This window comes from uncultured Aquimarina sp., assembly GCF_947492405.1.
Taxonomy (GTDB): Bacteria; Bacteroidota; Bacteroidia; order Flavobacteriales; family Flavobacteriaceae; genus Aquimarina.
Genome location: NZ_CANLMP010000007.1, coordinates 156,606 through 169,146, shown reverse-complemented (window position 1 = coordinate 169,146; position 12,541 = coordinate 156,606). Strand labels below are relative to the sequence as shown.

General features: G+C 32.8%; 13 protein-coding genes. 11 read left to right on the top strand and 2 right to left on the bottom strand.

The window, feature by feature from the left end:
• Window positions 1-9 precede the first annotated feature (9 nt).
• Window positions 10-303 carry a hypothetical protein gene (locus Q0829_RS22345; RefSeq protein WP_298547112.1) on the top strand — a complete coding sequence of 98 codons (294 nt, stop codon included), beginning with the start codon at window positions 10-12 and terminating at the stop codon, window positions 301-303.
• An 86-nt stretch (window positions 304-389) separates the two neighbouring features.
• Here the strand turns inward: Q0829_RS22345 and Q0829_RS22340 are convergent, their stop codons facing one another.
• Window positions 390-764, bottom strand: coding sequence for an RstR family transcriptional repressor (locus tag Q0829_RS22340; RefSeq protein WP_298547110.1), 375 nt, complete (start codon window positions 762-764; stop codon window positions 390-392).
• 138 nt (window positions 765-902) lie between these two features.
• Between Q0829_RS22340 and Q0829_RS22335 the strand changes: the two genes are divergently transcribed.
• From Q0829_RS22335 to Q0829_RS22310, 6 genes are all read left to right on the top strand, one after another.
• Entirely contained in the window at window positions 903-2,429 is a 1,527-nt protein-coding gene (locus tag Q0829_RS22335; protein WP_298547109.1) for a hypothetical protein, read from the top strand.
• 89 nt (window positions 2,430-2,518) lie between these two features.
• Window positions 2,519-3,454: a tyrosine-type recombinase/integrase gene (locus tag Q0829_RS22330; protein WP_298547107.1), complete on the top strand. Its 936-nt coding sequence runs from the start codon at window positions 2,519-2,521 to the stop codon at window positions 3,452-3,454.
• Entirely contained in the window at window positions 3,441-4,322 is an 882-nt protein-coding gene (locus tag Q0829_RS22325) for a tyrosine-type recombinase/integrase (RefSeq protein ID WP_298547116.1), read from the top strand. The genes Q0829_RS22330 and Q0829_RS22325 overlap by 14 nt, the downstream gene beginning before the upstream one ends.
• Before the next feature lie 69 nt (window positions 4,323-4,391).
• The gene (locus Q0829_RS22320; RefSeq protein ID WP_298547114.1) at window positions 4,392-4,928 is read left to right on the top strand and encodes an ORF6N domain-containing protein; all 537 of its coding nucleotides are present in this window, start codon (window positions 4,392-4,394) and stop codon (window positions 4,926-4,928) included.
• 994 nt (window positions 4,929-5,922) lie between these two features.
• Window positions 5,923-6,843, top strand: a complete 921-nt coding sequence (locus tag Q0829_RS22315; RefSeq protein WP_298547442.1) for an RHS repeat-associated core domain-containing protein — start codon at window positions 5,923-5,925, stop codon at window positions 6,841-6,843.
• A 48-nt stretch (window positions 6,844-6,891) separates the two neighbouring features.
• Window positions 6,892-7,185 carry a hypothetical protein gene (locus Q0829_RS22310; RefSeq protein WP_298547112.1) on the top strand — a complete coding sequence of 98 codons (294 nt, stop codon included), beginning with the start codon at window positions 6,892-6,894 and terminating at the stop codon, window positions 7,183-7,185.
• An 86-nt stretch (window positions 7,186-7,271) separates the two neighbouring features.
• Here the strand turns inward: Q0829_RS22310 and Q0829_RS22305 are convergent, their stop codons facing one another.
• Window positions 7,272-7,646, bottom strand: coding sequence for an RstR family transcriptional repressor (locus Q0829_RS22305; RefSeq protein WP_298547110.1), 375 nt, complete (start codon window positions 7,644-7,646; stop codon window positions 7,272-7,274).
• A 138-nt stretch (window positions 7,647-7,784) separates the two neighbouring features.
• Here Q0829_RS22305 and Q0829_RS22300 point away from each other — a divergent pair, with 138 nt between their 5' ends.
• The 4 genes from Q0829_RS22300 to Q0829_RS22285 all read left to right on the top strand — a co-directional run bounded on the left by Q0829_RS22300 (window position 7,785) and on the right by Q0829_RS22285 (window position 12,408).
• The gene (locus tag Q0829_RS22300; RefSeq protein WP_298547109.1) at window positions 7,785-9,311 is read left to right on the top strand and encodes a hypothetical protein; all 1,527 of its coding nucleotides are present in this window, start codon (window positions 7,785-7,787) and stop codon (window positions 9,309-9,311) included.
• Between the two features lie 89 nt (window positions 9,312-9,400).
• Window positions 9,401-10,336, top strand: a complete 936-nt coding sequence (locus tag Q0829_RS22295) for a tyrosine-type recombinase/integrase (protein ID WP_298547107.1) — start codon at window positions 9,401-9,403, stop codon at window positions 10,334-10,336.
• Window positions 10,323-11,204, top strand: coding sequence for a tyrosine-type recombinase/integrase (locus Q0829_RS22290; RefSeq protein ID WP_298547105.1), 882 nt, complete (start codon window positions 10,323-10,325; stop codon window positions 11,202-11,204). Before Q0829_RS22295 ends, Q0829_RS22290 begins: the two co-directional genes overlap by 14 nt.
• Window positions 11,205-11,856: 652 nt before the next feature.
• Window positions 11,857-12,408, top strand: coding sequence for a hypothetical protein (locus Q0829_RS22285; protein WP_298547103.1), 552 nt, complete (start codon window positions 11,857-11,859; stop codon window positions 12,406-12,408).
• The last annotated feature ends 133 nt before the right edge of the window (window positions 12,409-12,541 follow it).

Here is a 12,541-nt window from a genome sequence, read left to right as displayed (position 1 = left end):
AATTAGAAAATGAGGCAAATAAAAGTAAAAGAATTGGAAACTCTTTTTAGAAGGGTCATCCAAAAACTAGAGAGCGAGAATATAAAAGAGATTGATCTTGATGAGGATTTTTATAGGTTTATTCCAACAGATAATTGGAACTCTTATGAAGATATTATTATAGATGGTTCATTGTTTGATGATTGGGATTCAATGCAAATGCATATTACAAATTCTGAAGAGTTTTTCCCGTATATTAATCTAGATAGAATTGCTAGTATTTTGAGGTATATTAGTGAAAAAGAAAACCCAGTTGATGAATAAAAACTCTGCGATAGTTTTTAACTTCGCAGCGGTATGAGTAAGAAAATAAATAGTAATAACCAGTTACAGAGATGTAACTGGTTTTTTTATGTCAGTTGTTTTTGTATATCTTTTTGAAACACAAAAGCTTTAAGCATAGCTTTTACACTAGTGATATCCTCATTGTTTAATAACTGTACTTTATTAAAAAGCTGTAGCAGTTCGGTATCATTTAGCTTACTGTTTATAATTTGTTCATCAGAACCATAGATAAGTGTATCTGTAGATACTTCTAAAGCATCAGCAATCTTTTTTGCTACATCAATAGTAGGAGACGTCAAATTACGCTCATATCGTGATATGTGCGTAGCGTGTACATCAATCATCTTAGCAAGATCACCTTGCGAAATATCTTTCTCAGCACGTATTTTCTTTAAGTTATCTCCAAACGACATAAGTGTAATAATAGGTAAATGAAACATCAAAAATGCTTTACAAAGTTAACTTTTTGTAGACATAAAATATAATGTTATTAAAAATAGTAATCAAACTATATATTTATAAATAAACAAAATCTATATATTTGTAGTCAAATATGATTAGTTAAATATTTTTCAACAATGTTAGATACATCCAATCCAAACAACTACAGTTACATCACAAAAGAACTAGAAATACACATTCTAGGCGGTATAAAACTCAATAAACTAGAAAGTTTACGTATCACATTGAGCATACAGAAACCTAAAAGTCACAATGTGCTGCGACATACTATCGATTTATACAATGATAATCAGATAGAACGATTTACCAGAAAAATAGCAGAACGGTTAGAGATAGGTACTTCTGTAGTAAGGAGATGCCTTCAAGATGTAACCAAAGCGTTAGAGAATTATAGGTTTTTAATCTTAGAAAAACAGCAAGAATCCAGTAAACCTCATTTTAAAGAACTCACAGGAACAGAAGAACGAGAAGCTATTAAGTTTTTAAAACGAAAGGATTTACTAACCAAAACCAATGAGTTAATCGGTAAATCGGGAGTTATCGGAGAAGTCGATAATCGACTTTTAATGTATTTAATATTTACAAGCCGTAAAACCAATAATCCATTACATTGTATCAGTTTAGGAAGTTCCGGAGTTGGTAAAACACATTTACAATCTAAAGTTGCAGAACTGATACCCGAAGAAGATAAAATAGAAATCACCGTATTATCAGCCAACGCCTTTTATTACTTCAATCGTACCGAATTACAGCATAAATTAATTTTAATTGAGGATTTAGATGGTGCAGAAAGTGTACTCTACCCTCTTAGAGAATTACAATCCAAAAAACGAATTACCAAAACAGTAGTTCATAAAGATACCAAAGGCACAACAAAAACTGTACATCTTACTGTAGAAGGTCCTGTGAGTGTTGCAGGCTGTACTACTCAGGAATCCGTTTACGAAGATAATAGCAATCGAAGCTTCCTACTCTACATCGATGAAAGTCACGAGCAAGATATTAGGATTATGAACTATCAACGCTTAATAAGTGCAGGAAAAATAAACGAAGATGTAGAACATAAATCTAGAGAATTACTAAAAAACGTTCAAAGAGTACTGAAATCAATTAGAGTAATCAATCCTTTTGCTGAATACTTAGAACTACCTCAATCTGTATTTAAACCTCGTAGAACCAACTCACATTATTTACAATTTATAGAAGCAATTACCTTTTACAAACAATATCAAAGAGAACACAAAACCAATGAAGAAACAGGAGAAATGTATATCGAAACTACCATTGAAGATATACAAGAAGCTAACGAACTTATTATAGAGGTTTTACTTCGTAAAAGTGATACACTTACAGGAGCTTGCCGAAATCATTTAGAAGAACTAAAAGCATATTTATCAAAGAATACTCAAACTACGTTTACCAATACTGAAATACGCAGAAACTTGCGAGTAAAAGAAACCACGTTAAGGAGATATAACAAGCAATTATTACTAGAAAACTATATCAAGAAAGTAAAAGGTAAAAAAGGCAAACTTTATCACTTTGAAATTGTGAATATTGATGAATACAAAGAACTTAAGGTGTTGATAAAAAATGCATTAGATAAAAGTATTGCACAAATAAACCTCGCTACATCGCCATAGGTTCGCCACTACTTAAATGGCGAAGTTAAAAAACTGAAAGTAAGAACATTAATCCTACTTCGCCACCGAATCCAAAAAAACATCAAGGGATGAAAAAATTAAAGCTACAAAATGATAGTTACAGGATACTTGTATCCAATTATAAAGAATGGTTAGACATCTTAGGGTATGCAGAAACTACAGTTTATAACTTACCAAACCATCTTAGAGAGTTCTTTTATTGGTTAGAGTCTCAAGAACGTACTGATATTAATCATATTACCACACAAGATGTTACTAATTATTATACCGTTTTAAAAGAAAGAAGTAACCAACGTATCGATGGTGCACTTAGTAAATCCTATCTCAATAAACACCAACAAGCATTAAAGAAGTTTAGAGAATACCTAAAAAATCATAATCATAAAGGTATTAACATACATCTTAAATCAGAGACTCAACCCACAGAAGAACGTATCAATATCTTGACACAATCAGAAATCAAAGAGTTGTTTGCAGCTTGTAATTATAGTCATAAACGGCAATGTATTAGAATACGAGATAAAGCACTTTTAATGATCTTCTACAGTTGCGGACTTCGTAGAAATGAAGCGGTACACTTAGACATCAAAGATGTACTGTTTGATAAGGAACGTATCTATGTTCGCAAAGGGAAGAATTACAAAGAACGTTTTGTGCCGATCAACAAATATAATCTAAGCATTTTAGAAGAGTATATCTACGATGGCAGACCAGATTTTAATATCAAGGATAATACAGAAGCTTTATTACTCAATCAACACGGTACACGATTACAAGAAATGAGTTTTGCGAATCGATTACAAGCTATTGTGAAAGCCACAGAAAACAAAATGATTATAGAAAAGCACATCACACCACATACACTAAGACACTCTATTGCCACCCATCTATTACAAAAAGAAGTACCACTAGAAAGTATCAAACATTTTTTAGGGCATAGCAGCTTAGAGAGTACACAGATTTACACACATCTTTTAAAAACGATAAAACATGAAAACATATAACACATATCTACAAGAAGAAGGCTATACCCAAAAGACGATTACCACAAAAAAAAGAGAACAACTCTATTTTACCAAATGGTGCAAACGACAATCTACTACAGCTATAGAAATCGATTATAAAACTTGTTTAAAATACATCAAGCATCTAACCAGAAAAGGCAATAGTAAAAGAAGTATTAATCACAGATTAGCTAGTCTAAAAACCTACTTTACCTATCTGATCAGTGAAGCCTATCGAATAGACAATCCAATAGAAAACACAAATGTACGAGGAACACAACGAACGATCCATTATAATTTATTAGAACCCGAAGAACTCGAAGACTTGTATTACAGTTATTCTACAGAAAACTATCAAGAAACATATCATAGCTATACAGCAAAGCGTAATAAAATCATTGTTGGATTACTCGTATATCAAGGACTAGATACCGCAGATTTAAGTACCTTAAAAGTAGAAGATGTACAACTGAATAAAGGTAAAATCTATGTTCCGAGTAGAAAACGAAGTAATGCCAGAGAATTAGAACTAAAGCCTTGGCAAATGATGGATTTTATGGCGTATCTAAATGACATCAGACCTCATTTATTAGCACGATTAAACAGTGATACTAACAAGCTCTTCCCATCTGGAGAACGATTTACAATGACACATACGATTATTAAAAAACTAAAGAAAGTAAATCAAAAAGTAGAAAATACCAAACAGATCAGAGCATCAGTAATTACTAACTGGTTGAAACAACACAACCTTAGAAAAACACAGGTAATGGCAGGACACAAATACATTAGTTCTACAGAAAGATATTTACAAGATGATTTAGAAAACTTACACGAAATCATTAATAACTTCCATCCAATACATTAATCAAATCTTGGTATCGCAAATTGCGATACCAAGATTAAAAACTATTTTTACAAACCGAAAACAAAAACAATGAGCCAAGAGATCACCATACCAGATGAAGTAATAACCAATAAAATATACTTGATCAGAGACCAAAAAGTAATGATAGATAGAGATTTAGCAGAGCTTTATGGTGTAGAAACAAAATATTTAAAGAGACAAGTAAAAAGAAATATGGAACGTTTTCCAGAAGATTTTATGTTTGAAATGTCAAAAGAAGAGTTCCAAAATTGGAGGAGCCAATTTGTCACCTCCAATTCTTCAGACAAAATGGGATTACGTTATGCTCCTTATGTTTTTACGGAACAAGGTGTTGCAATGTTATCTAGTGTTTTAAATAGTCCAAGAGCAATAGCCGTAAACATTAGAATTATAAGAGTATTTACAAAAATACGCCAAATGTTAACCGATAATCTAAGTGTAAAACTAGAAATCGAAGAAATCAAAAAGAAACTTAGCAATCACAGTAAAAATATAGAGTTGGTCTTTGATTATCTTGATGAACTCAATCAAAAATTAGATACACCTGAACAGAATGACAGAAAGAAAATAGGCTACAAGAAATAGCCAAGTGAGTCGCTACGCTCCGATTAGTTATTATCACATCAGCCCGAAAAGGGCTTTTGTAATAAGCTGTTATAAGGTGTTCATTCGTCACTCGTTCACAGCTTCGCCAGTTGCTATCGCACCATAATCACTTCCTCGCCTTCGGTCGTCAGTAATTATTACTGGTCTTCACGTGACTCCTTCCTCCATCACCCGCAGCTCTCTTTTTGTATGTTAAGGAACGCTTCGCTATGAGTTAAGTTATACAAAACCGCTGCTTCATTAGCTACGCCGCTTGGTCGCAGCCTAGCCGATTATTTATGTTGAAGTTAATATTGAATAAATCGGAAAACATAAAAATCGTCTGGCACACAAAACCGTTACACTCCTTTTTGTGTGTCGGCTGCTCCTCTTCGCTTCGGCTACGCCTTTTATTTTGCGCACACGCAGTTATCTTCAGTCGCCAGATGGCTATGATTATTATTGAAGCTGAAGCTCCTCACTTGTGCAATTGCGCACTTCAGCTTCAATAATAATCGTCTTACTCAAACGGAAAATATTTTAAGAAAAAATGGAATGCGTTGGCTGTGGCGCGGATCTTTCGTTTTTTATTAAAATACTAGCCTTAATGGCGATTGAATGACTCCACAATGCTTGGGATCGAGTCTACGACACGATTATACAGCTGTAGTATTATAATATCTTCCTTAAAAATCATCCTTTAATGCTCAAATCTTCAAGTATAGCAGTAGTTACGCGGCTGTTTTACATAAACTCCAGTTATAGACCCTGAGTTTGCGAAGAGCGACTATAACTAAGATTATGTAACACAGCTTTGGTGATGCGGCTGGCTTTAGAAGTTAGCTAGTATAAATACACAATCCCGTAATCAAGGTAAAGCCAGAATTACTATTTTAGCAATGTAGAAAGATACACGACAGATAGAACGTTCTTAAAAAATAGCATCTTTAGAGGTAACCGTTAGAAAAAAAGGGTATGCGCTTAAAAAAAACGCATAAGTTATTATCCCTTTGGACTACAACATAAAGGGTATAACTCAACTATTACTGGACGGAAGCATAACTATGGATTTGGTGGGAAAGAAGAACAAGATGAACTTGGTTTAGAATGGATCGATATTACTGCACGTAACTATGATCCTGCAATCGGTAGATGGATGAATCTTGATCCTCTTGCAGAAAAAATGCGTAGACACTCTCCTTATAATTTTGGTTTTGACAATCCGGTGTATTTTCAAGATTATGATGGAATGATGCCAACAGGTACAAATCCCATAACATCTTTAATAAAGCGATATATCAAAAGAACTTTAAAAGGTGCCAAAGGAAGACTTCTTAAATCTCAAAAAAGTCTAAATAAGCAAATTAACGCCCATATAAAAAAGCAAGCGGAGTTTAATAAAGATCCTATAGGAAATACTGATCCAGAGAGACTTGCTCAAATGACAAAAGATAATCCAAGCCCTGAAGTATTACTAAAAAGAGCTAAATCTAGAGGTGCTCCAGGAGGAGCATTAGATAAGCAAATGAAAAAGCAAAGGGGAGAACTTAAAAAAGTTAATGAAAAGTTAGATAATTTAAATAGGAATTTAGACAATTTATCACAAAATTCATCAAGCGTTGTGGTTGCAACTGCAGCTACGTCTGGTTCTATAGATTCTAATAACACGGATGATTGTGGAGATTCTTGTTCAGATAATAGTTCTAACTCTACAACAAGTAGTAGTGATGATTTTTCAATTTCAGTAATGGAATTTGCAATAGAAGTAACTGATTTTACTGAAAATATATTTACAGATACTTTTGGCGATGATAGTATGGGATTGAACAAAGGTTTAGATGAATCAAATCCTTTTGATTTTGGTTTAGGAGATTTCTTTAAAACAACACTAGAAGCCATAAAAAGGAATCAATAAATTTTGAAATAAAGAGTTAGAGACCTTAAAAAAGATTTAAATTAGAAAATGAGGCAAATAAAAGTAAAAGAATTGGAAACTCTTTTTAGAAGGGTCATCCAAAAACTAGAGAGCGAGAATATAAAAGAGATTGATCTTGATGAGGATTTTTATAGGTTTATTCCAACAGATAATTGGAACTCTTATGAAGATATTATTATAGATGGTTCATTGTTTGATGATTGGGATTCAATGCAAATGCATATTACAAATTCTGAAGAGTTTTTCCCGTATATTAATCTAGATAGAATTGCTAGTATTTTGAGGTATATTAGTGAAAAAGAAAACCCAGTTGATGAATAAAAACTCTGCGATAGTTTTTAACTTCGCAGCGGTATGAGTAAGAAAATAAATAGTAATAACCAGTTACAGAGATGTAACTGGTTTTTTTATGTCAGTTGTTTTTGTATATCTTTTTGAAACACAAAAGCTTTAAGCATAGCTTTTACACTAGTGATATCCTCATTGTTTAATAACTGTACTTTATTAAAAAGCTGTAGCAGTTCGGTATCATTTAGCTTACTGTTTATAATTTGTTCATCAGAACCATAGATAAGTGTATCTGTAGATACTTCTAAAGCATCAGCAATCTTTTTTGCTACATCAATAGTAGGAGACGTCAAATTACGCTCATATCGTGATATGTGCGTAGCGTGTACATCAATCATCTTAGCAAGATCACCTTGCGAAATATCTTTCTCAGCACGTATTTTCTTTAAGTTATCTCCAAACGACATAAGTGTAATAATAGGTAAATGAAACATCAAAAATGCTTTACAAAGTTAACTTTTTGTAGACATAAAATATAATGTTATTAAAAATAGTAATCAAACTATATATTTATAAATAAACAAAATCTATATATTTGTAGTCAAATATGATTAGTTAAATATTTTTCAACAATGTTAGATACATCCAATCCAAACAACTACAGTTACATCACAAAAGAACTAGAAATACACATTCTAGGCGGTATAAAACTCAATAAACTAGAAAGTTTACGTATCACATTGAGCATACAGAAACCTAAAAGTCACAATGTGCTGCGACATACTATCGATTTATACAATGATAATCAGATAGAACGATTTACCAGAAAAATAGCAGAACGGTTAGAGATAGGTACTTCTGTAGTAAGGAGATGCCTTCAAGATGTAACCAAAGCGTTAGAGAATTATAGGTTTTTAATCTTAGAAAAACAGCAAGAATCCAGTAAACCTCATTTTAAAGAACTCACAGGAACAGAAGAACGAGAAGCTATTAAGTTTTTAAAACGAAAGGATTTACTAACCAAAACCAATGAGTTAATCGGTAAATCGGGAGTTATCGGAGAAGTCGATAATCGACTTTTAATGTATTTAATATTTACAAGCCGTAAAACCAATAATCCATTACATTGTATCAGTTTAGGAAGTTCCGGAGTTGGTAAAACACATTTACAATCTAAAGTTGCAGAACTGATACCCGAAGAAGATAAAATAGAAATCACCGTATTATCAGCCAACGCCTTTTATTACTTCAATCGTACCGAATTACAGCATAAATTAATTTTAATTGAGGATTTAGATGGTGCAGAAAGTGTACTCTACCCTCTTAGAGAATTACAATCCAAAAAACGAATTACCAAAACAGTAGTTCATAAAGATACCAAAGGCACAACAAAAACTGTACATCTTACTGTAGAAGGTCCTGTGAGTGTTGCAGGCTGTACTACTCAGGAATCCGTTTACGAAGATAATAGCAATCGAAGCTTCCTACTCTACATCGATGAAAGTCACGAGCAAGATATTAGGATTATGAACTATCAACGCTTAATAAGTGCAGGAAAAATAAACGAAGATGTAGAACATAAATCTAGAGAATTACTAAAAAACGTTCAAAGAGTACTGAAATCAATTAGAGTAATCAATCCTTTTGCTGAATACTTAGAACTACCTCAATCTGTATTTAAACCTCGTAGAACCAACTCACATTATTTACAATTTATAGAAGCAATTACCTTTTACAAACAATATCAAAGAGAACACAAAACCAATGAAGAAACAGGAGAAATGTATATCGAAACTACCATTGAAGATATACAAGAAGCTAACGAACTTATTATAGAGGTTTTACTTCGTAAAAGTGATACACTTACAGGAGCTTGCCGAAATCATTTAGAAGAACTAAAAGCATATTTATCAAAGAATACTCAAACTACGTTTACCAATACTGAAATACGCAGAAACTTGCGAGTAAAAGAAACCACGTTAAGGAGATATAACAAGCAATTATTACTAGAAAACTATATCAAGAAAGTAAAAGGTAAAAAAGGCAAACTTTATCACTTTGAAATTGTGAATATTGATGAATACAAAGAACTTAAGGTGTTGATAAAAAATGCATTAGATAAAAGTATTGCACAAATAAACCTCGCTACATCGCCATAGGTTCGCCACTACTTAAATGGCGAAGTTAAAAAACTGAAAGTAAGAACATTAATCCTACTTCGCCACCGAATCCAAAAAAACATCAAGGGATGAAAAAATTAAAGCTACAAAATGATAGTTACAGGATACTTGTATCCAATTATAAAGAATGGTTAGACATCTTAGGGTATGCAGAAACTACAGTTTATAACTTACCAAACCATCTTAGAGAGTTCTTTTATTGGTTAGAGTCTCAAGAACGTACTGATATTAATCATATTACCACACAAGATGTTACTAATTATTATACCGTTTTAAAAGAAAGAAGTAACCAACGTATCGATGGTGCACTTAGTAAATCCTATCTCAATAAACACCAACAAGCATTAAAGAAGTTTAGAGAATACCTAAAAAATCATAATCATAAAGGTATTAACATACATCTTAAATCAGAGACTCAACCCACAGAAGAACGTATCAATATCTTGACACAATCAGAAATCAAAGAGTTGTTTGCAGCTTGTAATTATAGTCATAAACGGCAATGTATTAGAATACGAGATAAAGCACTTTTAATGATCTTCTACAGTTGCGGACTTCGTAGAAATGAAGCGGTACACTTAGACATCAAAGATGTACTGTTTGATAAGGAACGTATCTATGTTCGCAAAGGGAAGAATTACAAAGAACGTTTTGTGCCGATCAACAAATATAATCTAAGCATTTTAGAAGAGTATATCTACGATGGCAGACCAGATTTTAATATCAAGGATAATACAGAAGCTTTATTACTCAATCAACACGGTACACGATTACAAGAAATGAGTTTTGCGAATCGATTACAAGCTATTGTGAAAGCCACAGAAAACAAAATGATTATAGAAAAGCACATCACACCACATACACTAAGACACTCTATTGCCACCCATCTATTACAAAAAGAAGTACCACTAGAAAGTATCAAACATTTTTTAGGGCATAGCAGCTTAGAGAGTACACAGATTTACACACATCTTTTAAAAACGATAAAACATGAAAACATATAACACATATCTACAAGAAGAAGGCTATACCCAAAAGACGATTACCACAAAAAAAAGAGAACAACTCTATTTTACCAAATGGTGCAAACGACAATCTACTACAGCTATAGAAATCGATTATAAAACTTGTTTAAAATACATCAAGCATCTAACCAGAAAAGGCAATAGTAAAAGAAGTATTAATCACAGATTAGCTAGTCTAAAAACCTACTTTACCTATCTGATCAGTGAAGCCTATCGAATAGATAATCCAATAGAAAACACAAATGTACGAGGAACACAACGAACGATCCATTATAACTTATTAGAACCCGAAGAACTTGAAGACTTATATTACAGTTATTCTACAGAAAACTATCAAGAAATATATCATAAATACACAGCAAAACGTAATAAAATCATTGTTGGATTACTCGTATATCAAGGATTAGATACCGCAGATTTAAGCAAGTTAAAAGTAGAAGATGTACGACTTAATAAAGGTAAAATCTATGTTCCTAGTAGAAAACGAAGTAATGCCAGAGAATTAGAATTAAAGCCTTGGCAAATGATGGATTTTATGGCGTATCTAAATAACATTAGATCTCATTTATCAGCACGATTAAATAGTGATACTGACAGGCTCTTCCCATCTGGTGAACGATTTACAATGACTCATACGATTATTAAAAAACTAAAGAAAGTAAATCAAAAAGTAGAAAGTGCTAAACAGATCAGAGCAAGTGTAATCACTAACTGGCTCAAACAATATAATCTTAGAAAAACACAGGTAATGGCAGGACATAAATACATCAGTTCTACAGAAAGATATTTACAAGATGACTTAGAAAACTTGCACGAAATAATCAACAACTTCCATCCAATACATTAAATAGCCAAGTGAGTCGCTACGCTCCGATTAGTTATTATCACATCAGCCCGAAAAAGGCTTTTGTAATAAACTGTTATAAGGTGTTCCTTCGTCACTTCATAAGTCATATTTTCTTCTTCCACAATTGCAGAAAAAGCAATTGTTCCAGATCGTTACAACTTCCTCACCTTCGGTCGTCAGTCTCCACTAGAAACATATGACCTTATTACGTTCCTCTTTCACTCGTAGCTACTTTTTTGCTTAAAACCAATAATGAACGCTACCGCTGAATAATTAATTAAGCAAAACCGCTACTTCATTGGCTGCGCCGCTTGGTCGCAGCCTAGCCGATTATTTATGTTGAAGTTTATATCTTGATACTTCGGCAAGCTCAGCACAAGTAAATAGGAACACATAAAAATCGTCTGGCACATAAAACCGTTACACTCCTTTTTATGTGTCGGCTACTCCTCTCCGCTTTGGCTACGCCTTTGTCTTCTGCGTTCGCCACGCAGGCATCTTCAATCGGCAGATTGCCTACCATTTATATTAAAGCTGAAGATCAGCAACAACAGCAGTTGCGCACTCCAACTTTAATATAAATGTTTTAAGAAATTAGGATAAAAACTCCCTAAATGTTAGATTAATACCTTCAAATATTTACTCTATAAATATGAAAACAAAACTTACTTTATTACTTCTTTTTTTCTCTCAAATATTTTTTTGTCAAACAATACAAGAATTAAATAAAAAAAGAGATGAATTAAACCGTGAAAAAAATAGTCTTGAATATAAATTACACGAAATATCTGTAGAACTTGACCATATTGAAGGGCTTATCGACATTACTCATTTGAAAAATACTTCTATAGAATCTAAAATTAAAAGAAGTGGTTCCATTTATGAGAACACAAACAGATACAGTTCAAAACTTGCAGATACAAAGCGTGATACTAAAATTTATGTTATAGAATACGATGCAAATAATAAATACTTTAAAGTAGTTTACAATAATAAAATAGGTTATATACCTGCAAACGATGTTAAAACTAATAAAGCTTTAAAAGAGAAAAAACGAAATACTTATCGCTCAAAGAAAGCCAAATATTATAGCTCTTTCAAAAGTACTTCATCACGAAGATATATAAGAGGTCCAAGAGGAGGATGTTATTATATAAACTCAAACGGCAACAAAACTTATGTGTCCAGAAGTTTATGTAATTAAAAACGCTTCAAAAGTGGAATAGCGAGTGGATGGAGCGCAGAGGCTCTTCCGCTTTGGAAGTGTTAGCCTTAGTGGCGAATGAACGTCACGCAAACTAGCTAAAAAAACCTCCGGTAATCAGCCGGAAGCCTTC

What these genes read in the sequence shown, in the direction of transcription:
- Q0829_RS22290 (WP_298547105.1), top strand. Translation starts at nt 10,323, where the DNA reads ATGAAAACATATAACACATATCTACAAGAAGAAGGCTATACCCAAAAG.
- Q0829_RS22285 (WP_298547103.1), top strand. Translation starts at nt 11,857, where the DNA reads ATGAAAACAAAACTTACTTTATTACTTCTTTTTTTCTCTCAAATATTT.
- Q0829_RS22340 (WP_298547110.1), bottom strand. Translation starts at nt 764, where the DNA reads ATGTTTCATTTACCTATTATTACACTTATGTCGTTTGGAGATAACTTA.
- Q0829_RS22330 (WP_298547107.1), top strand. Translation starts at nt 2,519, where the DNA reads ATGAAAAAATTAAAGCTACAAAATGATAGTTACAGGATACTTGTATCC.
- Q0829_RS22345 (WP_298547112.1), top strand. Translation starts at nt 10, where the DNA reads ATGAGGCAAATAAAAGTAAAAGAATTGGAAACTCTTTTTAGAAGGGTC.
- Q0829_RS22335 (WP_298547109.1), top strand. Translation starts at nt 903, where the DNA reads ATGTTAGATACATCCAATCCAAACAACTACAGTTACATCACAAAAGAA.
- Q0829_RS22320 (WP_298547114.1), top strand. Translation starts at nt 4,392, where the DNA reads ATGAGCCAAGAGATCACCATACCAGATGAAGTAATAACCAATAAAATA.
- Q0829_RS22310 (WP_298547112.1), top strand. Translation starts at nt 6,892, where the DNA reads ATGAGGCAAATAAAAGTAAAAGAATTGGAAACTCTTTTTAGAAGGGTC.
- Q0829_RS22295 (WP_298547107.1), top strand. Translation starts at nt 9,401, where the DNA reads ATGAAAAAATTAAAGCTACAAAATGATAGTTACAGGATACTTGTATCC.
- Q0829_RS22325 (WP_298547116.1), top strand. Translation starts at nt 3,441, where the DNA reads ATGAAAACATATAACACATATCTACAAGAAGAAGGCTATACCCAAAAG.
- Q0829_RS22305 (WP_298547110.1), bottom strand. Translation starts at nt 7,646, where the DNA reads ATGTTTCATTTACCTATTATTACACTTATGTCGTTTGGAGATAACTTA.
- Q0829_RS22300 (WP_298547109.1), top strand. Translation starts at nt 7,785, where the DNA reads ATGTTAGATACATCCAATCCAAACAACTACAGTTACATCACAAAAGAA.